This window comes from Streptomyces sp. NPDC090119 (assembly GCF_044747085.1).
Classification (GTDB): domain Bacteria; phylum Actinomycetota; class Actinomycetes; order Streptomycetales; family Streptomycetaceae; genus Streptomyces.
The window spans coordinates 540159-562193 of record NZ_JBIVDK010000002.1; the positions used below are offsets into that span (position 1 = coordinate 540159).

Annotated in this window: 22 protein-coding genes; 12 read left to right on the forward strand and 10 right to left on the reverse strand. The window is 70.2% G+C overall.

Translation table 11 applies throughout. The features are described 5' to 3' along the window. Positions 1-86: 86 nt before the first annotated feature. Complete coding sequence (locus ACIPPM_RS09840) at positions 87-947, forward strand: TerD family protein (protein WP_401445238.1); 861 nt, start codon at positions 87-89, stop codon at positions 945-947. 16 nt (positions 948-963) lie between these two features. Here ACIPPM_RS09840 and ACIPPM_RS09845 read toward each other — a convergent pair whose 3' ends face one another. The 6 genes from ACIPPM_RS09845 to ACIPPM_RS09870 form a co-directional block, all read right to left on the reverse strand. Then, a complete protein-coding gene (locus ACIPPM_RS09845) occupies positions 964-1701 on the reverse strand; it encodes a Tellurium resistance (protein WP_401445241.1) in 738 nt (245 codons plus the stop codon). A gap of 150 nt (positions 1702-1851) precedes the next feature. Next, positions 1852-2997: a DUF475 domain-containing protein gene (locus ACIPPM_RS09850; protein WP_401445243.1), complete on the reverse strand. Its 1146-nt coding sequence runs from the start codon at positions 2995-2997 to the stop codon at positions 1852-1854. Between the two features lie 74 nt (positions 2998-3071). After that, on the reverse strand, positions 3072-3650 hold the full coding sequence (locus ACIPPM_RS09855; RefSeq protein WP_388993063.1) for a TerD family protein: 579 nt from the start codon (positions 3648-3650) through the stop codon (positions 3072-3074). Between the two features lie 95 nt (positions 3651-3745). Continuing rightward, positions 3746-4321 (reverse strand): TerD family protein, encoded by a 576-nt coding sequence (locus ACIPPM_RS09860; protein WP_384359362.1) that lies wholly within the window; start codon positions 4319-4321, stop codon positions 3746-3748. Between the two features lie 102 nt (positions 4322-4423). Further along, complete coding sequence (locus tag ACIPPM_RS09865; RefSeq protein ID WP_401445247.1) at positions 4424-4882, reverse strand: peroxiredoxin; 459 nt, start codon at positions 4880-4882, stop codon at positions 4424-4426. A gap of 137 nt (positions 4883-5019) precedes the next feature. Continuing rightward, positions 5020-5460, reverse strand: coding sequence for a DUF3052 domain-containing protein (locus ACIPPM_RS09870; protein ID WP_018545328.1), 441 nt, complete (start codon positions 5458-5460; stop codon positions 5020-5022). A gap of 407 nt (positions 5461-5867) precedes the next feature. Here ACIPPM_RS09870 and aceE point away from each other — a divergent pair, with 407 nt between their 5' ends. Continuing rightward, a complete protein-coding gene (gene aceE, locus ACIPPM_RS09875) occupies positions 5868-8615 on the forward strand; it encodes a pyruvate dehydrogenase (acetyl-transferring), homodimeric type (protein WP_401445249.1) in 2748 nt (915 codons plus the stop codon). Positions 8616-8707: 92 nt separating this feature from the next. Here the strand turns inward: aceE and ACIPPM_RS09880 are convergent, their stop codons facing one another. After that, positions 8708-10324, reverse strand: a complete 1617-nt coding sequence (locus ACIPPM_RS09880; RefSeq protein ID WP_401445252.1) for an MFS transporter — start codon at positions 10322-10324, stop codon at positions 8708-8710. A 121-nt stretch (positions 10325-10445) separates the two neighbouring features. Here ACIPPM_RS09880 and ACIPPM_RS09885 point away from each other — a divergent pair, with 121 nt between their 5' ends. From ACIPPM_RS09885 to ACIPPM_RS09895, 3 genes are all read left to right on the forward strand, one after another. Further along, a complete protein-coding gene (locus ACIPPM_RS09885) occupies positions 10446-11072 on the forward strand; it encodes a TetR family transcriptional regulator (RefSeq protein ID WP_401445255.1) in 627 nt (208 codons plus the stop codon). 126 nt (positions 11073-11198) lie between these two features. Next, on the forward strand, positions 11199-12419 hold the full coding sequence (locus ACIPPM_RS09890) for an alpha/beta hydrolase (protein ID WP_401445258.1): 1221 nt from the start codon (positions 11199-11201) through the stop codon (positions 12417-12419). 66 nt (positions 12420-12485) lie between these two features. Further along, positions 12486-13337 (forward strand): DUF4429 domain-containing protein, encoded by an 852-nt coding sequence (locus ACIPPM_RS09895; protein WP_401445260.1) that lies wholly within the window; start codon positions 12486-12488, stop codon positions 13335-13337. Between the two features lie 13 nt (positions 13338-13350). Here ACIPPM_RS09895 and ACIPPM_RS09900 read toward each other — a convergent pair whose 3' ends face one another. Then, positions 13351-14370, reverse strand: a complete 1020-nt coding sequence (locus tag ACIPPM_RS09900; protein ID WP_401445263.1) for an aldo/keto reductase — start codon at positions 14368-14370, stop codon at positions 13351-13353. After that, positions 14367-14822 carry a MerR family transcriptional regulator gene (locus tag ACIPPM_RS09905; protein ID WP_355193412.1) on the reverse strand — a complete coding sequence of 152 codons (456 nt, stop codon included), beginning with the start codon at positions 14820-14822 and terminating at the stop codon, positions 14367-14369. Before ACIPPM_RS09905 ends, ACIPPM_RS09900 begins: the two co-directional genes overlap by 4 nt. A gap of 97 nt (positions 14823-14919) precedes the next feature. Between ACIPPM_RS09905 and ACIPPM_RS09910 the strand changes: the two genes are divergently transcribed. Continuing rightward, complete coding sequence (locus tag ACIPPM_RS09910) at positions 14920-15387, forward strand: GNAT family N-acetyltransferase (protein WP_401445266.1); 468 nt, start codon at positions 14920-14922, stop codon at positions 15385-15387. A 19-nt stretch (positions 15388-15406) separates the two neighbouring features. Continuing rightward, a complete protein-coding gene (locus ACIPPM_RS09915) occupies positions 15407-16228 on the forward strand; it encodes a serine hydrolase domain-containing protein (RefSeq protein ID WP_401445268.1) in 822 nt (273 codons plus the stop codon). Positions 16229-16232: 4 nt separating this feature from the next. Here the strand turns inward: ACIPPM_RS09915 and ACIPPM_RS09920 are convergent, their stop codons facing one another. Beyond that, the gene (locus tag ACIPPM_RS09920; RefSeq protein ID WP_401446398.1) at positions 16233-16886 is read right to left on the reverse strand and encodes a pirin family protein; all 654 of its coding nucleotides are present in this window, start codon (positions 16884-16886) and stop codon (positions 16233-16235) included. A 118-nt stretch (positions 16887-17004) separates the two neighbouring features. Between ACIPPM_RS09920 and ACIPPM_RS09925 the strand changes: the two genes are divergently transcribed. From ACIPPM_RS09925 to fabF, 5 genes are all read left to right on the forward strand, one after another. Continuing rightward, positions 17005-18213: a PucR family transcriptional regulator gene (locus tag ACIPPM_RS09925; protein WP_401445270.1), complete on the forward strand. Its 1209-nt coding sequence runs from the start codon at positions 17005-17007 to the stop codon at positions 18211-18213. 89 nt (positions 18214-18302) lie between these two features. Next, positions 18303-19241 carry an ACP S-malonyltransferase gene (locus ACIPPM_RS09930; protein ID WP_401445272.1) on the forward strand — a complete coding sequence of 313 codons (939 nt, stop codon included), beginning with the start codon at positions 18303-18305 and terminating at the stop codon, positions 19239-19241. 16 nt (positions 19242-19257) lie between these two features. Beyond that, positions 19258-20289, forward strand: a complete 1032-nt coding sequence (locus ACIPPM_RS09935) for a ketoacyl-ACP synthase III (protein ID WP_401445274.1) — start codon at positions 19258-19260, stop codon at positions 20287-20289. Between the two features lie 82 nt (positions 20290-20371). Beyond that, positions 20372-20620 carry an acyl carrier protein gene (locus ACIPPM_RS09940; protein WP_388993109.1) on the forward strand — a complete coding sequence of 83 codons (249 nt, stop codon included), beginning with the start codon at positions 20372-20374 and terminating at the stop codon, positions 20618-20620. Between the two features lie 82 nt (positions 20621-20702). After that, positions 20703-21965: a beta-ketoacyl-ACP synthase II gene (fabF, locus tag ACIPPM_RS09945; RefSeq protein WP_401445277.1), complete on the forward strand. Its 1263-nt coding sequence runs from the start codon at positions 20703-20705 to the stop codon at positions 21963-21965. Positions 21966-22035 lie beyond the last annotated feature (70 nt).

Here is a 22035-nt window from a genome sequence, read left to right on the forward strand (position 1 = left end):
CGGCATGAATTTCCGGTTACCCGCCCGTGTCCGACAGAACACCCCCCGCATTGTCGTGGCCAGGACCGAGAAGGCAGGATGACCGCATGACGCACGCGATGCTGAAGGGGTCGAACGTCCCACTGGACGCCGCCACGGTCCGGGCCGTGCTGCGCTGGACGCCGGGGCAGGACGTCCCGGAGGTGGACGCCTCGGCGCTGCTGCTGGGCTCCGGCGGCCGGGTGCGCTCGGACGAGGACTTCGTCTTCTACAACCAGCCCCGCCACCCTTCCGGCACGGTATGGGGGCTCGGCAAGAAGCCGGTCGCCGGCGGCCTGACCGACACCATCCAGGTGGACCTGGCCGGAGTCGAGCCCGGCGTGGACCGCATCCTGCTGGTGGCCTCCGCCGACGACGTCCCCTTCGACCGCGTCCCCTCGCTGTGCGTGCTGCTGTACGACGCCTCGGTGACCGACGCCGAGGCGCTGGCCCGGTTCGAGGTGAAGCCGGAGACCGGCGCGGAGACGGCGCTGATCTGCGGCGAGCTGTACCGACGCGGGGACGCCTGGAAGTTCCGCGCGCTGGGCGAGGGCTACTCCAACGGCCTGGAGGGGCTGGCCACGGACTTCGGCATCTCGGTGGACGAGGCGGAGGCGGTGGCCGAGGAGCCGCGCCGCCAGGAGTCCCTCTCCGTGCCGCTGCCCCCGGAGCAACCCGTACCGCTGCCGCCGCTCCCGTCCCAGCCGCCCGCCTACGGCTACCCGCAGCCGGTCTCCGCCCAGCCGTCCGCGTACGGCTATCCGCAGCCCGCCTCCGCGAGCCAGGCCACCTACGGCTACCCCCAGCCCGCCACGACGCAGGCACCGCCCGCCTACGGCTACCCCCAGCCCCAGCCGGTGCCCGCCGCGGCCCCCCTGGACCCGGACTTCCGGCTGCCGCCGCAGGGCCCGCAGTTCCTCCCCCGCTAGCGAGGGCCGGGCGCGGTCAGCGGTCCGCCTTGGACTTGTAGCCGCGCCCCCAGGTCAGTCCCCAGCCGTACAGCCGGTCCAGCTCGCCCTGGAAGCCGTAGACGAACTTCACCTCGCGGCGCACGATCAGCTCGTCCTTGACGTTCTCTATCATCACCACCGCGCACGAGCGGGCCTGCGGATGGCGTTCGTCGAGGCCGATCTCGATGCGCGGGCCGTTGCTCGGGTAGAGCGTGACCACCGCGTGGGTGCGGTCGAAGGCCGGGGTCTGGTCGTAGATGTACACGAAGACCAGCAGGCGTTTGATGGCGTCCCGGTGGTCCAGGTTCACGTACATCGTCTCGCCCGACGCGGAGCCGAACCGGTCGTCGCCGCTGAGCTTGACGTACGGCGGGGCGTTGACGTCGCCGAGGTAGCCGCCGAGGGGCTGGACGACGCCCTTGGTGCCGTCGGTCAGCTCGAACAGGCAGCCGAGGTCCAGGTCGACGTTGACCATGCTCTGGCCGTGTCCCAGCACTTCCGGTGGTTTCAGCGCCTTGAAGGGATGCCGGAACAGGCTGCCGCGCTGGGGGCCGCCGAAGTCGGAGGTACGCATCCGCCAGGTCAGGTTGACCCGCAGATTCCCGGTCGCCGCGCCCTGTCTGGTCAGCGACACCTGCTGGTGCCGCTTGGTCAGTTCGATCGCGTTGGACGCGGAGCTGCCCGAGTCGAAGTCGGCGGTGCGCCCGCTCAGCAGTCCATCGAGAAATCCCATTCCCGCCCCCCTGGAAAAGTCGTCGGGGCGGCCGACCCGAGTCGGCCGCCCCATTCGAAGCGTTCCTCGCAGGGCGGGGTGCCACACCCCGCCACATCCCCGATCTTGCCCCTAGGGGCCGGTTCAGGGCAGCCACAGCGGCCGAGATCGTCAGACCCCGGAGGAGATCTCCGTCTTCTCGCTGGACCCCGCGTCGCCCCCGGAGGCGGCCAGCGCGCGGTTGCGGCGCACCGAGGACCAGAAGGACCAGGCGATCAGGACGACGCCGACCAGGCCGGTGACGACCTCGTTGATCTCGTACTGGATGGTGACCATGAGGATCACCGCGAGGGCGCCGATCGCGTAGTGGGCGCCGTGCTCCAGGTAGACGTAGTCGTCGAGGGTGCCCTGGCGGACCAGGTAGACGGTCAGCGAACGGACGTACATCGCGCCGATGCCGAGGCCCAGCGCCATCAGGACGATGTCATTGGTGATGGCGAAGGCGCCGATCACGCCGTCGAAGGAGAAGGACGCGTCCAGGACCTCAAGGTAGAGGAACATGAAGAACGCGGCCTGGCCGGCGAGCTGCACCGCCGAGCGTGGCTTGCCGGAGCGGGCGGCCTCCTCCTCGGCCTCGTGCTCGGCTTCCTCCTCCGCCTCCAGCTTGTCCTCAAAGAAGCCGGAGAGACCGCCGACGACCATGTAGGTGATCAGTCCCGCGATGCCCGCGATCAGGACCGTCTGAGCCTTGTCGACATGGGCGCCGCCGTGCTGGTGGGCGTGGGTGGCGAAGGTGAAGGAGGTGATCAGCAGGACGATCAGGGCGATGCAGACCGACAGCATGTCGACCTTGCCGAGCTTGGCCAGCGGACGTTCGATCCAGCGCAGCCACTGGATGTCCCGGTCCTCGAAGATGAAGTCGAGGAAGATCATCAACAGGAACATGCCACCGAACGCGGCGATCGCCGGGTGGGCGTCGGTGACGAGCTGCTGGTACAGCTCCTTGTCGGTGAAGGCGAGGTTGACCGCGTCGATCGGATTCTTCTTCGCGGTGATGGCGACGATGACGACGGGAAAGACCAGCCGCATGCCGAAGACCGCGATGAGCACGCCGACCGTGAGGAAGATCTTCTGCCAGAAGGCGTTCATCTTCTTCAGGATTCCGGCGTTGACCACCGCGTTGTCGAACGACAGCGAAATCTCGAGGATGGAAAGGATCGCCACGATGCCGAAGCCCTGCCACCCCCCGTAGAAGACCGCCGCGACCAGGCCGATCGCGGTCACCGCGAACGACCAGCCGAAGGTTTTCAGAAGCACTGGCTACCCCATCATCCTCTGGGGGTCCCCCCAGACTGCATCTGGGAGATGTTTCCCCCGCGCCGTACCCGGCTTTACGAAACGTTGACTCCGAAGTCTAGAGCGATGCCCCGAAGTCCGGACGCGTACCCCTGTCCGACCGCACGGAACTTCCATTCGCCCTGGTACCGGTAGAGCTCGCCGAAGATCATGGCCGTTTCGGTGGAGGCGTCCTCGCTGAGGTCGTAGCGGGCGAGTTCCTGGCCGTCGGCCTGATTGACGACGCGGATGAACGCGTTGGACACCTGGCCGAAGGACTGGCCGCGTTCGTCGGCCGCGTGGATCGAGACCGGGAAAATGATCTTCTCGCACTGGGGCGGCACCCGGGAAAGGTCCACCAGAATCGATTCGTCATCGCCCTCGCCCTCACCGGTGAGGTTGTCGCCGGTGTGTTCCACCGAGCCGTCGGGGCTGGTGAGCTGGTTGTAGAAGACGAACCACTCGTCCCCCAGCACCCGGTTCCCGGCGCCGCACAGCAGGGCGCTGGCGTCCAGGTCGAAGGCGGCGCCGGTGGTCGAGCGGGCGTCCCAGCCGAGGCCGATCGAGACGTTGGTGAGATTCGGTGCGGCCTTGGAGAGGGAGACATTGCCTCCCTTGGCGAGCGTGACACCCATGCTGATCCTCCCCTGTGGTGTTCCCTGGTCTCCTGCGCCTCCGGCGCCGCCCGCAAACGCGGAACGGCGCCGGAGGAAGTGCTGCCCGTACGGTGTCAGACGTTGACGCCGAAGTCCTGGGCGATGCCGCGCAGGCCCGAGGCGTACCCCTGGCCGATGGCGCGGAACTTCCACTCCGGGCCGTTGCGGTACAGCTCGCCGAAGACCATGGCCGTCTCGGTGGAGGCGTCCTCGCTGAGGTCGTAGCGCGCGAGTTCCTGGCCGTCGGCCTGGTTGACGACGCGGATGAAGGCGTTGCGGACCTGGCCGAAGGACTGCTGGCGGTTCTCGGCCTCGTAGATCGAGACCGGGAAGACGATCTTGTCCACGTCGGCCGGGACCGTGGCGAGGTCCACCTTGACCTGCTCGTCGTCGCCCTCGCCCTCACCGGTGAGGTTGTCGCCGGTGTGCTCGACCGAGCCGTCGGGGCTCTTGAGGTTGTTGAAGAAGACGAAGTGCTGGTCGCTGGCCACCTTGCCGGCGTTGTTCACCAGCAGCGCGCTGGCATCGAGGTCGAAGTCGGTGCCGGTCGTGGTGCGCACGTCCCAGCCCAGACCGACGATGACGGCGGTCAGGCCGGGAGCCTCCTTGGTCAGCGAGACGTTGCCACCCTTGCTGAGGCTGACTCCCACGGGTCCTCCATGTGGTGTCCTGGGGCCGACAGCCCCGTAGTGCATCGGATACGGGATCAACGTGCCGATCCTAGTGACGGGTTCCCGCGAACCGCGGGGGTGTCACAGGGTGTCGAGCGCCTTCACGTAGTCGGTGAGGTCGCGGGCGTCGGGCAGACCGTTGACCACGGTCCAGCGCACGGTGCCCGTCTTGTCGAGGATGAAGGTGCCCCGGACGGCGCACCCCTTGTCCTCGTCGAAGACGCCGTAGGACCGGCTGACGTTGCCGTGCGGCCAGAAGTCGCTGAGCAGCGGGTACTCCAGGCCCTCCTGCTCGCCGAAGACGCGCAGGGTGTGCATGGAGTCGTTGGAGACGGCGAGCAGCTGGGTGTCGCGGTCGCTGAACTGCGGAAGGTTGTCACGCAGCTCGCACAACTCGCCGGTGCAGACGCCGGTGAAGGCGAAGGGGTAGAAGAGCAGCACCACGTTCTTCTCGCCCCGGAAGTCGGAGAGCCGCACGGTGCGGCCGTGGTTGTCCTTCAGTTCGAAGTCGGGTGCCTCGTCGCCGACCTGGATCGCCATCGTCCTGCATCCCTTCGCTGGGCTGTACGGGTGGGCGCGGGTCACACGCCCGGTCCCACCCTACGCAGCGATCACGCCGGGGCCGCCGGGCGGACCGGGGAGTCCCGGCCCGCACGGCGCGGCGATGACGCGTTTCTCTAACGCTTGCCGGACTTGGCGGCCTTCGGCGTCGCCAGACGCGAGCCGCTCCAGTCCTTGCCGACGCTGACGCTCTTCGAAGCGGTCAGCCCTGCGGTGGTTGCGGCCTCCGAGATGTCGCTCGGCTCCACGTACCCCGTACGGCCGGTCTTCGGCGTCAGAAGCAGGATGGCGCCGCCCTCTTCGATGTACGTGGTGGCATCCACGAGTACATCGGTGAGGTCTCCGTCGTCATCACGGAACCACAGCACAACGGCGTCGGCCACGTCGTCGTATTCCTCGTCCATCAGGTCGCCTTCGACGGCTTCCTCGATGGCCTCGCGGAGCTCCTGATCGACGTCCTCGTCGTAGCCGATCTCCTGGACCACCTGTCCGGGCTGGAACCCCAGCCTGGCGGCAGGGTTCGTCCGCTCCTCCGCGTGGTCCGCGGTCGCGCTCACGGGTTGCCTCCTGATCATGTCTTGGTGAATATCTGAGCCACGCGCGTGCGCGAAGCATTGGCCGTAGTCCACACGGGCGGGACGGATCGCGCAAGTACCCGGCCGTTCTGACCGCCGAAACGGTGACGTTCCGGGCCGCTTCGCCGCCCCGCACCGCCCTTCATGGCACCGTATCCCGTTTCCCGGAGAACCACATCACACCGATGTGCCCCATATGCGCACTTCGGAATCATCCGTCGTTACGCCCATCGAACAACTTTGCCATGCCCGTCACACCCCGGGCGTATCGTCATGATTTGAGCGGTCCGGCGACAGTGACGGGGGGAACCAGTTGATGACGTACCACGTTCCCCAGGTACACGATGGGGAACGGTGTAGGCAGGTCCCTCCGACAGGTAAGGAACAGCGTGGCTTCCGGTTCCGATCGCAATCCGATCATCATTGGCGGCCTTCCGAGTCAGGTTCCTGACTTCGATCCCGAGGAAACGCAGGAGTGGCTCGACTCCCTCGACGCCGCCGTGGACGAGCGCGGCCGGGAGCGGGCCAGGTATCTGATGCTGCGGCTGATCGAGCGGGCCCGCGAGAAGCGCGTGGCCGTGCCCGAGATGCGCAGCACGGACTACGTGAACACGATCCCCACCAAGAGCGAGCCGTTCTTCCCCGGCAACGAGGAGATCGAGCGCCGCATCCTCAACGCGACCCGGTGGAACGCGGCCGTGATGGTCTCGCGCGCCCAGCGTCCCGGCATCGGCGTCGGCGGTCACATCGCCACCTTCGCCTCCTCCGCCTCCCTGTACGACGTGGGCTTCAACCACTTCTTCCGGGGCAAGGACGGCGGTGACGGCGGCGACCAGGTCTTCTTCCAGGGCCACGCCTCGCCGGGCATCTACGCCCGCGCGTATCTGCTGGACCGGCTCTCGGAGAACCAGCTCGACGGGTTCCGCCAGGAGCACTCGAAGTTCCCGGACGGGCTGTCCAGCTACCCCCACCCGCGCTCGATGCCGGACTTCTGGGAGTTCCCGACCGTCTCGATGGGCCTCGGCCCGCTCGGCGCGATCTACCAGGCCCGGATGAACCGGTACATGGAGGCGCGCGGCATCGCGGACACCTCCAACTCGCATGTGTGGGCGTTCCTCGGTGACGGCGAGATGGACGAGCCGGAGTCGCTGGGCCAGCTCTCCATCGCGGCCCGCGAGGGGCTGGACAACCTGACCTTCGTGGTCAACTGCAACCTCCAGCGGCTCGACGGCCCGGTGCGTGGCAACGGCAAGATCATCCAGGAGCTGGAGTCACAGTTCCGGGGCGCCGGGTGGAACGTGATCAAGCTGGTGTGGGACCGGAGCTGGGACCCGCTGCTGGCCCAGGACCGGGACGGCGTGCTGGTCAACCGGATGAACACCACCCCGGACGGCCAGTTCCAGACGTACGCCACCGAGTCCGGTGCCTACATCCGGGACCACTTCTTCGGTGACGACCACCGACTGCGCGCCATGGTCGAGAACATGACCGACGACCAGGTCCTGCACCTCGGCCGCGGCGGCCACGACCACCGCAAGATCTACGCGGCGTTCAAGGCGGCCAAGGAGCACAAGGGCCAGCCGACGGTCATCCTGGCCAAGACGGTCAAGGGCTGGACGCTGGGCCCCAACTTCGAGGGCCGCAACGCCACCCACCAGATGAAGAAGCTGACGGTCGACGACCTCAAGGGCTTCCGCGACCGGCTGCACCTGCCGATCACCGACAAGGAGCTGGAGTCCGGCGCCCCGCCGTACTACCACCCCGGCCGGGACTCGGAGGAGATGCAGTACATGCACGACCGGCGCACCTCGCTCGGGGGCTACGTCCCGACGCGCGTCGTGCGCTCCAAGCCGCTCGCCCTGCCCGACGAGAAGGCGTACGCGAGTGTGAAGAAGGGGTCGGGTCAGCAGTCCATCGCCACCACCATGGCGTTCGTACGACTGCTGAAGGACCTCATGCGGGACAAGGAGATCGGCAAGCGCTTCGTGCTGATCGCGCCGGACGAGTACCGCACGTTCGGCATGGACTCCTTCTTCCCGAGCGCGAAGATCTACAACCCGCTCGGCCAGCAGTACGAGTCGGTGGACCGCGAGCTGCTGCTCGCCTACAAGGAGTCCCCGACCGGTCAGATGCTGCACGACGGCATCTCCGAGGCGGGCTGCACGGCCTCGCTGATCGCGGCGGGCTCGGCCTACGCCACCCATGGCGAGCCGCTGATCCCGGTGTACGTCTTCTACTCGATGTTCGGGTTCCAGCGCACCGGCGACCAGTTCTGGCAGATGGCCGACCAGCTCTCGCGCGGTTTCGTCCTGGGCGCGACCGCGGGCCGCACGACCCTGACCGGGGAGGGCCTCCAGCACGCGGACGGCCACTCCCAGCTCCTCGCCTCCACCAACCCGGCCTGCGTGGCCTACGACCCGGCGTACGGGTACGAGATCGCGCACATCGTCGAGGACGGGCTGCGGCGGATGTACGGCAGCGACGAGGAACACCCGCACGGCGAGGACGTCTTCTACTACCTCACCGTCTACAACGAGCCGATCCAGCACCCGGCCGAGCCGGACGGCGTGGACGTCGAGGGCATCCTCAAGGGCATCCACCGGCTCAAGGAGGGCTCCGGCGGCTCGATCCCGGCGCAGATCATGGCGTCCGGTGTCGCGGTGCCGTGGGCGCTGGAGGCGCAGCGCATCCTCGCCGACGAGTGGGACGTACGGGCCGATGTCTGGTCGGCGACCTCCTGGAGCGAGCTGCGGCGGGAGGCGGTGGCCTGCGAGGAGCACAACATGCTGCACCCCGAGGAGGAGCAGCGGGTGCCGTTCGTGACGCGCAAGCTCGGCGGGGCGGAGGGGCCGTTCGTGGCGGTGTCCGACTGGATGCGGTCGGTGCCGGACCAGATCGCGCGGTGGGTGCCGGGGCCTTACCAGTCGCTCGGTGCCGACGGGTTCGGGTTCGCGGACACGCGCGGGGCGGCTCGGCGGTTCTTCCACATCGACGCTCAGTCGATCGTGGTGGGGGTGCTGACGGAGTTGGCCAAGGAGGGGAAGGTCGACCGGTCCGTGCTGAAGCAGGCCATTGACCGGTACCAGTTGCTGGATGTGAAGGCTGCGGCGCCTGGAGCTGCCGGAGGCGACGCGTAGCGCGCCCGCGGGGGCGCTGTGGCTGGTCGCGCAGTTCCCCGCGCCCCTGAAAAAGGCCGGGCGGCCATGCCGCCCGGCCTTTTCGGGACGCGTCAGATGTGGCCTACTCCTGCGGCCGCCTCCGCGTTTTCGCCTCGGCGGGTCAGGAGGGCCACCAGGATGGCGACCGCTGCTACGCCTGCCGCTACCAGGGAGGCGAGGCTCATGCCGGAGATGAAGGTGTCGTGGGCCACCCCGGTGATCTTCTCGATCAGCGGCGGGGGCATCTGCTTGGTCACCGGGGCGACGCCGACCTGGACGGCCTGGGACGCCTGGTCGAGCTGAGTCGGGGTCAGCGGGGGCAGGCCCGCGCCGGTCCAGTTGCCCGGCAGGTCACTGTCGACCTTGGAGGCCATCACGGCGCCCAGGACGGCGGTGCCGAGGCTGCCGCCGATCTGCATGGCCGCCTGCTGGAGACCGCCCGCCACGCCGGAGAGGGCCATGGGGGCGTTGCCGACGATGACCTCGGTGGCGCCCACCATGACGGGGGCGAGGCCGAGGCCGAGCAGGGCGAACCAGATCGACATGGTGGCGCTGCCGGTGTCCGCCTCCAGGGTGGACATGCCGTACATGGCGACCGCGGTGAGCGTCATGCCGCCCGCGAGCGGGATGCGCGGGCCCAGCTTGGTGATGGCGAAGCCCGCCAGCGGGGAGCCGACGATCATCATGCCGGTGAGCGGGAGCAGGTGCAGACCGGCGTCGACCGGGCTCAGGCCGTGCACGTTCTGGAGATAGAACGTCACGAAGAACAGGCCGCCCATGAAGGCGATGGCCATCATCACCATCAGCACCACGCCCGCCGACAGCGGGACCGAGCGGAACAGGGTCAGCGGGATCAGCGGTTCGGCGACCCTGGTCTCCCACCAGGCGAAGGCCACGAAGAGCACCGCCGAGGCGCCGATGAAGCCCCAGGTCCGGCCGTCGCCCCAGCCCCACGCCGGGGCCTTGATCAGGGCCCAGACCAGGCAGAACATGGCGCCGGAGAGCAGCGCGATGCCGGGCAGGTCGAAGGAGCGGGGGGCGTTCTCCGCGCGGTGGTCGCGCAGGATCAGCGTGCCGAGCAGCAGGGCGAGCAGGCCGACGGGCACGTTGATGAAGAACACCGACTGCCAGTTGACGTGCTGGACCAGGACACCGCCGAGGATCGGGCCGCCCGCGGTGGAGGCGCCGATGACCATGCCCCAGATGCCGATCGCCATGTTGAGCTTCTCGGCCGGGAAGGTGGCCCGCAGCAGGCCGAGCGCGGCAGGCATCAGCAGCGCGCCGAACAGGCCCTGCAGGCCCCGGAAGGTGACGACCATCGGGATGCTGTCGGACAGCCCGATGGCACCGGAGGCCAGCGCGAAGCCGGTCACGCCGATGAGGAAGGTCTGCCGGTGCCCGAAGCGGTCACCGAGCTTGCCCGCGGTGATCAGGGCGACCGCGAGGGCGAGGAAGTAGGCGTTGGTGATCCACTGCACGTCGGAGAAGCTCGCGTGCAGGTCCTTGGCGATGGCCGGGTTGGCGATGGCCACGATGGTGCCGTCGAGGGCCACCATCATGACGCCCACGGCGACGGTGATCAGGGTGAACCAGGGGTGCCCGCGCAGGCCCGCCGGTGCGGGCGGCGACACGTCGGCGGGTGACCCGTCCTCCGGTCCCGTCTTGTCGATGGTGGTCTGACTAGTCATGTAATGAGGCTAGTGACAGTCTCTGACAGTTGACAAACGCATTCACCAGTCAGTGGCTGACATATGACCGCCGTTCGCCCGAGCGCATAGGCTGAGCTGGAAGGACGTACAGGGAGAGGCCATGGAGACGCTGCGCGAGCGCAAGAAGCGGCGTACCCGCGAGGCGCTGGTACGCGCCGCCCTCGAGCTGTTCACCACCCAGGGGTACGAGCGGACCACCGTCGACGAGATCGTCGAGGCCGTCGATGTCTCGCAGCGCACCTTCTTCCGCTACTTCGCGGGCAAGGAGGACGCGGCCTTCGCCGTGCAGGAGGTGACGGAGGCCCGCTTCGTGGCCGCCGTACGCGCCCGGCCGCCGCACGAACCGCCGATGGAGGCGCTCCGGCAGGCCATGCTGGAGGGCTGGGACGACATACGGGAGACCGTGGAGTCGGTCGTCCCGGTCGAGCTGTATCTGCGGATGTACCGCATGATCGAGTCCACGCCCGCGCTGCTCGCCGCGCATCTGCGCCGTTCGGCGGAGACCGAGCAGACCATCGCCCGGCTGCTCGCAGAGCGCGAGGGCGTCGACGTGGAGAGCGACCCCCGCCCGCGGCTCACCGTGGCCGTGTTCGCCGGGGTGATACGGGTCACCGAGCGGCAGTGGAGCACCGGGGACGACTTCAGCCTGGCGGCCATCCGGGGGCTCACGGAGGCGTACCTCGATCAGGTGGGCCCGGCGCTGACAGGGAACTGGCGCGCGGCCTGAAATCGTTGGCGGACCAGGGGAGATCGTTTGGGAAGATCGTCCGTGGACCGGCCCCCGGCACACGAAACGTGATCCCCGCCACTCGATTGCCCCGAGACCCTTCCGTTCTCCTAGTGTGTCCTCCCAGTGACTTCCTTCGACACCTCTCCCCAGCTCAGCGTATGGCGCACGCTCCTCGCGATGGCCGTCGTCTTCGTGATGCTCGCGACCACCGGCTGGACCGCGCTGCACACCCACCGTGAGTCGACCGCGCTGCGGTCCTCGCTCTCCGAATGGGTGCGCGACAGCGTGCACGGCAAGCCGCTGCCGGACCCGGCGAAGACCGCCCCGGACCGGCTGGCCCGCTTCTTCGGCTCGCTCACCGCCCATGACCGCCACGACCTGGCGACGCGCTACCCGCTGGCGGTGGGCAACATGAACGGCGCCCCCGTCTCGCTGCGCTACGAGGCCAACCGGGTGGCGCTGGAGCGGGAACGGGACGTGGAGTCGCGGCGCCTGCACGACAACCGGCTCAGTACGGCCGGCCAGCAGGACGCCTCCCGCCGGATGCACCGGTACGAGGCGCTGATGCGGCCCGAGCGGCACATCCTCGCCTTCGACCCCGAGGGTTCGGGCCGGATCGCCGAGGTCTTCGGCGACCTGCGCAAGGCGGACCGGATCTCCGTGGTGGTGCCCGGTGTCGACACCGACCTGCTCACCTTCGAGAAGTCCTACCGCCCGTACAGCGCCCCGGTCGGCATGGCCAAGTCGCTGTACTCCGCCGAGCGGCAGGCGGCGCCCTCGACGCGGACCGCCGTGATCGCCTGGGCCGACTACACCGCGCCCGCCGGGCTCGGCGTGGACGCGGCGACCGCGATGCGCGCCGAGGACGGCGCCGTCCGGCTGAACGCGCTGCTGCGCGGGCTGCCCGGCCGGGCCGAGGTGTCGATGTTCTGCCACAGCTACGGCTCGGTGGTCTGCGGGGTCGCCGCGCCCGGCATGCCCCGCCGGGTCAGCGACATCGCGGTGGCCGCGAGCCCCGGCATGCGGGTGGCCACGGCCGCCCATCTGAACCGCACCGCCCGGGTGTGGGCGATGCGGGACGCCACCGACTGGGTGCAGGACGTGCCGTATCTGGAGGTCGGCGGGCTCGGGCACGGCGCGGACCCGGTGTCCCGCGCGTTCGGCGCCCGGGTGCTGTCCTCGCGCGCCGCGCGGGGCCACGCCGGTTATTTCCAGCCGGGCACGGACAGCCTGCGCAATCTCGCCGAGGTCGGCGTGGGGGCGTACGGCGACGTGACGTGCGCCCGCGAGGACGGCATGTGCCGGGCCGATGTGCCGGACGCGCCCGCCGCGAGACGCGCGTAGAAACAGCAGGAAGTGCGGTCCGCGCGGGTGGCGACGGAGGGACATGTGCCGCATACGATGAGCCGCATGGGTGACGTACTGGCGGGTTTTCAGGCCGTCTGGGAGTTCGAATCCGACTCCGTGCTCATCCGCTACGAGCGGGGGGTACGCACACCGAAACTCTTCCAGGCGCTCGGTGAACGGCGGGTCCCGCTCACCGCGCTGGAGGGCGTGAGCCTGGCCGAGGGGAGACGGGGGACCGTGGTGCTGCGCCTCCAGCCGCGCGCCGGAGCCGACCCGCTGCTGGAGGCGGCGGCCGGACAGCTTCCCGAGGGACTGGACCCGTACCGGCTGGTCATGCCCGCCGAGCGGGAGACCCTGGCCGAGTACTACGCCGACGAACTCAAGGCCGCGCTGACCGAATCCGGCCCCGCCGACCGGCATCTGATCGATGCCCCCGAGGCGCCGCGCCGGTTCAAGGCGTACGACGGCAAGGCGTCCTTCGACGGCACCTCGGTGCGTTTCCGCTGGTCGTGGACGGGCGCGTCCTCGGCGAAGTGGAAGGCGGGCGACCAGCGGTTCGCGGTCACCGACCTCGGCGGGGTGGAGTGGCGCTCACCGGAGGCGTTCGAGGGGTATCTGCGGCTGCTGCCGAACGACCCCACCGCCGCCGCTCCCCCGGTGCCGCCCGACCAGGACGCGACGACCGTGGTCTTCGGGCTCGGGTACGGGCCGGTGCACGAGTCGCTGCCGTTCGCGGCGGCCGTCCTCGCGGCGGTACGGACCCGAAGGGCGGTACCGGCGATTCCGGCGGCCCCCCGGCGGGACCCGGCCGACATCGCCGAGCGCATCCGGCACCTGGGCGAGCTGCACCAGGCCGGTCTGGTGACCGACGAGGAGTTCTCCGCGAAGAAGGCCGAGCTGCTGGCGGAGCTGTAGCCGCCGGGCGCCCCTACTGCTCCCGGCCCGCCGAGGTGAACGTCATGTCGGCGTACCGGTCGCCCGCGACCTGGGCGGCGATCGGCTCCAGCAGGGCCAGCTCCTCCTCGGTGAGGACGAGGTGGGCGGCACCCGTGTTCTCGGTGATCCGCTCCGCCTTGCGGGTGCCCGGGATCGGGACGACCGCGAGGCCGTACACCGCCGCCCGCTGGTGCACCCAGGCCAGCGCGACCTGGCCGAGGGTCGCCCCGTGCGCCTTCGCCACCTGGCGGACCGGCTCCAGCAGGGCCGCGTTGGCGGTCGCGTTGTCGCCGGTGAAGCGGGGCTGGGAGCGGCGGAAGTCGCCGTCGCTCAGCTCCTTGGACGCGTCGGTGAAGGCGCCGGTGAGGAAGCCCCGGCCCAGCGGGGAGTAGGGCACCAGGCCGACGCCCAGCTCACGGGCGGCCGGGACGACCTGGGCCTCGATGTCCCGGCTGAACAGGGACCACTCGGACTGCACGGCGGCGATGGGGTGGACGGCGTGCGCGGTGCGCAGTTCGTCCGCGGTGACCTCGCTCAGCCCCAGGTGCTTCACCTTGCCCTCGCGCACCAGGTCGGCCATGACGCCGACGGTCTCCTCCAGGGGCACGTTCACATCGCGGCGGTGCATGTAATAGAGGTCGATGACGTCGACGTCGAGCCGCTTCAGGCTGTCCTCGATGGCCCGGCGGATGTACGGGGCGTCGTTGCGGATGATCCGCTTGCTCGGGTCCTCCGGCGGGATGGACAGGGCGAACTTGGTGGCGATGACCACCTCGTCGCGGTGCGCCTTGAAGAAGGGGGCGAGGAACCGCTCGTTGTCCCCGTTCCCGTAGGCGTCCGCCGTGTCGTACAGCGTCACGCCGAGGTCGAAGGCGCGCTCCAGCGCGGCCCGCGACTGCTCGGCGTCGGCCGGGCCGTAGCCGAAGCTCATGCCCATGCAGCCCATGCCCTGGACGCTGGTCTCCGGGCCGGTCTCGCCCAGGCGTACGGTCGGCAGCGTGCGGTCGGTCATCGGGTGGTCCCCTCCGTGGCGTAGAAACCGATCTTCAGGTCGAGCACGGCGAGCGTGTCGCGTAGCTCGTCGATCCGGGCGAGCACGTCCCGGCGGGTCGACTCCAGCAGCTCGCGGCGCTCGTCGTAGGTGCTCTCCCCCTGTCGCACCAGCTCGGCGTACCGGACCATGTCGGCGACCGGCATGCCGGTGAGCCGGAGCTTGGTGACGAAGACCAGCCAGTCCAGGTCGCGGTTGGTGTAGCGGCGCTGGCCGGTGTGCGAGCGGTCGACGTGCGGCATCAGGCCGATCCGCTCGTACCAGCGCAGGGTGTGCGCGGTCAGTCCGGTGAAGGCGACGACCTCACTGATCGTGTACCGGTCCTGGCCGTCGGGCCGGGGATGGCGCGGCGGGGGGCCGGAGCAGATGTCCTGGCCTGCCGCCACCGCCTGCGTGGTCTGCATCACCGTCATGCCCTCAACGCTATGGCCTTCGAGCGCACTCCAAGCAAGCGGTATCCGGCAGAAATGGTCAGGACGAGACCCGGGGCCGGACGCTAACGTGCCGCGCATGAGTCTCGTACGCCGGGCCGTGCCCGAGGACGCGCGGGAAGTGCTCCGCCTGCGCCAGGTCATGATCGACTCCGTCTCCGGGGGTGACGCGGGGACCTGGCACGAGGAGTCCCTGCCCGCCCTGCGCGCCCGGCTGGCCGACCCGGAGGGCACCTTCGCCGCCTTCGTCGTGGACCACTCGGAGCGGCCGGGCGCGCTGGCCGCGCTCGCGGTCGGGACGGTGGAGTACCGGATCGGGCGCGAGACCAACCCCGGCGGGATCGTGGGCTTCGTGTTCAGTGTCGCCACCGACCCCGGCACCCGCCGCCGGGGCTACTCCCGCGCCTGCGTGGACGCGCTGCTGGCCTGGTTCCGCGAGCGCGGCGCCCGGCAGATCCAGCTCACCGCGTCCGCCGACGCCCGCCCGCTGTACGAGTCGCTGGGGTTCGAGCCCAAGCCGGACCCCTTGATGGAGCTGCGGCTGTGACCCGCATAGGCTCGCCGGTATGTCGTTGCAGAGCCTGGCGCTGATCGAGAACTGGCCCGTCCCCACCGCCGCCGCGGGCGTCGTACGCGCCGACGGGACCGTACTGGGCACCCACGGACCGGTGGACCACCGCTTCCCGCTGGCCTCGGTGACCAAGCCGCTGGCCGCCTACGCGGCGCTGGTCGCGTACGAGGAAGGTGCCGTCGAGCTGGACGAGCCCGCCGGGCCGCCCGGGGCCACGGTCCGCCATCTGCTGGCGCACACCTCCGGGCTGGCCTTCGACGAGCACCGCACGATGTCGGCGCCCGGTGAGCGGCGGCTGTACTCCAACGCCGGTTTCGAGCAGCTCGGCGACCACATCGCCAAGGCCACCGACATCCCCTTCGCCGAGTATCTGCGCCAGGCGGTGCTGGAGCCGCTGGGCATGACCTCGACCGCGCTGGAGGGCTCACCCGCCAAGGACGGGGTGTCCACGGTGGCGGACCTGCTGCGCTTCGCGGCCGAGTTGCAGGCACCGCGCCTGCTGGACCCGAGGACGGTCGCGGAGGCGATGACCGTGCAGTACCCGGGTACCAAGGGCGTGCTACCGGGATACGGGCACCAGAACCCCAACGACTGGGGGCTCGGCCTGGAGATCCGGGGCGCCAAGTCCCCGCACTGGACCGGGAGTTCGTCCTCCCCGCGCACCTTCGGCCACTTCGGCCAGTCCGGCACCTTCCTGTGGACCGACCCGGACGCCCAGGTGGCCGCCGTCGCCCTCACCGACCGTGCCTTCGGGCCCTGGGCGATCGAGGCATGGCCGGTGTTCACGGACGCGGTGCTGGCGGAGGTCCGCGGCTGATCCCCTAGGGGCCCATCTCCCACAGCAGCACCTCGGCCGCCGTCACCCCCAGCGCCGCGAGCCCCTCGGCGCCGGTGATGCGGGCCGAGTCGCCGGGGCCCAGCGTCTCCCCGGCGAGGCCGACCTCGCCGCGCACCACGTGGAAGTACAGGTGCGCGGCGTCCGGCACCGCCGTCCGCTCCCCCGCCGCCAGCCGCCGCACGTGCAGCATCGCCCCGGCGCCGGGCAGGGCGTACGGGGTGGAGTCGGCGATGCCCGGCACCACCTCGTAGGACGGCTCGCCGCCGGGCTTCAGCGGGGCCAGCCACATCTGCACGAAGGTCAGCGGGACCGTGCCGTCGTTGCGCTCGACGTGCCGGACGCCCGCCGCCGCGCTCAGGTGCTGTACGTCACCGGGGCGGACCACGCTCTCGTGCCCGGCGGAGTCCCGGTGGGTCAGCTCGCCCTCGACGACCCAGGTGACGATCTCGGTGTGGCTGTGCGGGTGCTCGTCGAACCCGGCGCCGGGGGCGAGCCGCTCCTCGTTGCAGGCGATGACCGCGCCGAAGCGCAGGTTCCCGGGGTCGTAGTGCGGCCCGAACGACAGGGCGTGCCGGGAGTCGATGCCCGCCTCCGGGTCTCCTCCGTGGTAACGCTCAGCGGCGCGCCGTACCTCCATCACGGCCCCCACGGTAGTGCGCGCGGCGCCCGTGCCGCAGGCATGTACCAGCCGGTGCGAAGGGGCAGGACGGACCCGGCGGCACATGCGCGCGTCCCGATAAGGCAGTCTTGTCCACGTGCCCGAACCCGAATCCCACCCCGGCGACCCCGCAGGACACGTCGTCCACCCGCACACCGCGACCCTGAGGCGGCTGGAGAGGTCCTCCGGGAATCTCGCCGCGCAGGCCATCGCGCGGATGGACGACACCCTGCCGTGGTACCGGGCCATGCCCCCGGAGAACCGGTCCTGGATCGGACTCGTGGCGCAGGCCGGTATCGCCGCCTTCACCGAGTGGTTCCGGCACCCCGAGGCGCCCCAGGCCATCTCGACCGACGTCTTCGGCACCGCGCCCCGTGAGCTGACCCGCGCGATCACGCTGCGCCAGACCGTGGAGATGGTGCGCACCACCATCGAGGTCATGGAGAGCGCCATCGACGAGGTGGCCGCGCCCGGCGACGAGCGCGTGCTCCGCGAGGCGCTGCTCGTCTACGCCCGCGAGATCGCCTTCGCCACCGCCCAGGTCTACGCCCAGGCCGCCGAGGCACGCGGTGCCTGGGACGCCCGGCTGGAGTCCCTGGTGGTGAACGCGGTGCTCAGCGGCGAGGCAGACGAGGGCGCCGTGAGCCGGGCGGCCGCGCTGGGCTGGAACTCGCCGGAGCACGTCTGCGTGGTGCTCGGCACCGCCCCGGACGGGGACAGCGAGCTGACGGTGGAGGCGATCCGGCGGGCCGCCCGGCACGCCAAGCTCCAGGTGCTCACCGGGGTGCTCGGGGACCGGCTGGTGGTGATCGCCGGGGGCAGCTCGGTGCAGCCGCTGAACGTGGCCAAGTCGCTGATCGGGCCGTTCGCGCCGGGTCCGGTGGTGGCGGGGCCGGTCATGCACGACCTGCAGGCCGCGACCCGGTCCGCGCAGGCCGCGGCGGCGGGCCTGAAGGCGTGTACCGCCTGGCAGGACGCGCCCCGGCCGGTTCTGGCGGACGACCTGCTTCCGGAGCGCGCCATCGCGGGTGACCCCGGTGCGCGCGAGCAACTGGTGGAGGAGATCTACAGACCGCTGGAGGAGGCGGGCTCGGCGCTCCTGGAGACCCTGAGTGTCTACCTGGAGCAGGCGAGCAGTCTGGAGGGCGCGGCGCGGATGCTCTTCGTTCACCCGAACACCGTGCGCTACCGGCTGCGACGTGTGACTGACGTCACCGGCTGGTCGCCCTCCGATGTACGATCCGCCTTCACGTTGCGGATCGCCCTGATCCTGGGGCGGCTCACCGATGGGGAGTCCCAGCCCTAGCCTTTTGTCGGGGGCCCACAAAAGCCTTCCGTGTTCTTCGTCCCTGTCCCCACGGGCGGCTTCGGCCGTCTCCAAGAGAGAGTGTGAGAGTGCTCGTACTCGTCGCTCCCGGCCAGGGTGCCCAGACGCCCGGCTTCCTGACCCCTTGGCTCGAACTCCCCGGTGCCGCCGACCGCGTCGCCGCGTGGTCCGACGCCATCGGACTGGACCTCGTCCACTACGGAACCCAAGGCGACGCGGACGCGATCCGCGACACCGCCGTGGCGCAGCCGCTGCTGGTCGCCGCCGGACTGCTGTCCGCCGCGGCACTGGGTGACATCGCGCCGGGCGCGGTCGCGGGCCACAGCGTCGGCGAGATCACCGCCGCCGCCTTCGCGGGCGTGCTGGACGACGTCTCCGCCCTGCACCTGGTCCGCAAGCGGGGTCTGGCCATGGCCGACGCCGCCGCGATCACCGAGACCGGCATGTCGGCGCTGCTCGGCGGCGACCCGGAGGTCTCCGTCGCGCACCTGGAGAAGCTGGGCCTGACCCCGGCCAACATCAACGGCGCGGGCCAGATCGTCGCCGCGGGCACGCTGGAGCAGCTGGCCGCGCTGATGGAGGACAAGCCGGAGGGCGTCCGCAAGGTCGTCCCGCTGAAGGTGGCCGGCGCCTTCCATACCCGTCACATGGCGCCCGCCGTCGAGACGCTGGCCGCTGCCGCGGCCGAGCTGGCTCCGGCGGACCCGAAGGTGACCTACGTCTCCAACAAGGACGGCCGTACCGTCGCGTCGGGCACCGAGGTGCTGCAGCGGCTGGTCGGCCAGGTCGCCAACCCGGTCCGCTGGGACCTGTGCATGGAGACCTTCAAGGAACTGGGCGTCACCGCGCTGATCGAGGTGTGCCCCGGCGGCACGCTGACCGGCCTGGCCAAGCGCGCGCTGCCCGGTGTACGGACGCTCGCCCTGAAGACCCCCGAGGATCTCGACGCGGCGCGCGCGCTCGTCGCCGAGACCGCGACTCCTGCCGCTGACGCGGCGGGCGCCTGACAAGGAGCCCATGCCAATGGCGAAGATCAAGCCCAGCAAGGGCGCCCCGTACGCGCGCATCCTCGGGGTCGGCGGCTACCGTCCGACCCGGGTGGTGCCCAACGAGGTGATCCTGGAGACGATCGACTCCTCCGACGAGTGGATCAGGTCCCGCTCCGGGATCGAGACCCGGCACTGGGCGGGCCCGGACGAGACGGTCGCCGCGATGTCGATCGAGGCGGCGGGCAAGGCGATCGCCGACGCGGGCATCGCCGCCGAGCAGATCGGCGCCGTGGTGGTCTCCACCGTGTCGCACTTCAGCCAGACCCCGGCCGTGGCCACGGAGATCGCGGACAAGCTGGGCACCGACAAGGCCGCCGCGTTCGACATCTCGGCGGGCTGCGCGGGCTTCGGCTACGGCCTGACCCTCGCCAAGGGCATGGTGGTGGAGGGTTCCGCCGAGTACGTGCTCGTCATCGGCGTGGAGCGGCTCAGCGACCTGACCGACCTGGAGGACCGCGCGACGGCCTTCCTGTTCGGCGACGGCGCGGGCGCGGTCGTGGTCGGCCCGTCCCAGGAGCCCGCCATCGGTCCCACGGTGTGGGGCTCGGAGGGCGACAAGGCCGGCACGATCAAGCAGACCGTGCCGTGGGACCGCTTCGCCGTCGGTGACGTCTCCCAACTCCCCCTGGACAGCGCGGGCAACGTCAAGTTCCCCGCGATCACCCAGGAGGGCCAGGCGGTGTTCCGCTGGGCCGTGTTCGAGATGGCGAAGGTCGCCCAGCAGGCGCTGGACGCGGCCGGGATCTCCTCGGACGACCTGGACGTCTTCATCCCGCACCAGGCCAATGTGCGGATCATCGACTCGATGGTGAAGACTCTGAAGCTGCCGGAGCACGTCACGGTCGCCCGTGACATCCGCACCACCGGCAACACCTCGGCCGCCTCGATCCCGCTCGCGATGGAGCGGCTTCTGGCGACCGGCGAGGCGAAGAGCGGCGACACGGCGCTCGTCATCGGTTTCGGGGCGGGTCTGGTCTACGCCGCCACGGTCGTTACCCTCCCCTAGGCACTCCGTGCCGGGCCATCCGGTCCGATGCGGGGAAAAATGCCATCAATTGTCTGAACATCGAAGAAGGAGAGCGCCTGACATGGCCGCCACCCAGGAAGAGATCGTCGCGGGCCTTGCCGAGATCGTGAACGAGATCGCCGGCATCCCCACCGAGGACGTCCAGCTCGACAAGTCCTTCACGGACGACCTCGACGTCGACTCCCTGTCCATGGTCGAGGTCGTCGTCGCCGCCGAAGAGCGCTTCGACGTGAAGATCCCCGACGAGGACGTCAAGAACCTCAAGACCGTCGGTGACGCCACCGAGTACATCCGTACGCACCAGGCCTGAGTCACCCCTCGGTCCTAGCTGCTAGGCCCCGCCACCCGGCGGTGGCGCCGTAGATCCCGCATCTGTTGGAGAAAGAATTCCCGTGAGCCCGACCAATCGCACCGTGGTCGTCACCGGTATCGGCGCAACCACACCGCTGGGTGGCGACGCAGCTTCCACCTGGGAGGCCATGCTGGCCGGCCGGTCCGGCGTCAGCCGCCTCGAGCAGGAGTGGGCGGCCGAACTGCCGGTCAAGATCGCCGCGCAGATCGCCGTCGAGCCGGGTGAGATCATCCCCCGGCCGCAGGCCCGAAAGCTGGACCGGTCCGCGCAGTTCGCGCTGATCGCCGCCAAGGAAGCCTGGAAGGACGCCGGTTTCACCGCCAAGGCCGGTGAGGACCAGTCCGTGAACCCCGACCGGCTGGGCGCGGTCGTCGCCTCCGGCATCGGTGGCGTGACGACCCTGCTGGACCAGTACGACGTACTGCGGGAGAAGGGCGTACGCCGTGTCTCCCCGCACACCGTGCCGATGCTGATGCCCAACTCCCCGGCGGCCAACGTCGGCATCGAGCTGGGCGCGCGCGCCGGTGTGCACACCCCGGTCTCGGCCTGCGCCTCGGGCGCGGAGGCCATCGGGTACGCGATCGAGATGATCCGCACCGGGCGTGCGGACGTGGTCGTGGCCGGTGGTACCGAGGCCGCCATCCACCCGCTTCCCATCGCCGCCTTCGGCAACATGATGGCGATGTCCAAGAACAACGACGACCCCGAGGGCGCGTCCCGCCCCTACGACGCGGGCCGTGACGGCTTCGTGCTCGGTGAGGGCGCCGGTGTGATCGTGCTGGAGTCCGAGGAGCACGCCAAGGCGCGTGGCGCCCGGATCTACGCCGAGGCGGTCGGCCAGGGCATCTCCGCCGACGCCCACCACATCACGCAGCCGGAGCCCTCGGGCAACGGCATCGCGCAGGCGCTGCAGAACCTGCTGGACTCCACCGACCTGAAGCCCGCGGAGATCGTGCACGTGAACGCGCACGCCACCTCGACGCCTCAGGGTGACGTGGCGGAGATCAAGGCGCTGCGGAAGGTCTTCGGCGACGACGTCGACCACATGGCCATCTCGGCGACCAAGTCGATGACGGGTCACCTGCTGGGCGGCGCGGGCGGTATCGAGACCGTCGCGTCCATCCTGGCCCTGGTGAACCGGACGGCTCCGCCGACCATCAACGTCACCGAGCTGGACGCGGAGGTCAACGCGGATGTCGTCGTCGACGAGCCGCGGCAGCTTCCGGAGGGCCGGATCGCGGCGCTGAACGACTCGTTCGGCTTCGGCGGCCACAATGTCGTCCTGGCGTTCCGGTCGGTCTGAGTCGGCGTAATGCCGTGATGGCCCGGTCTCCTTCGGTGGAGGCCGGGCCATTCGCCGTTCGTGGCGCTTC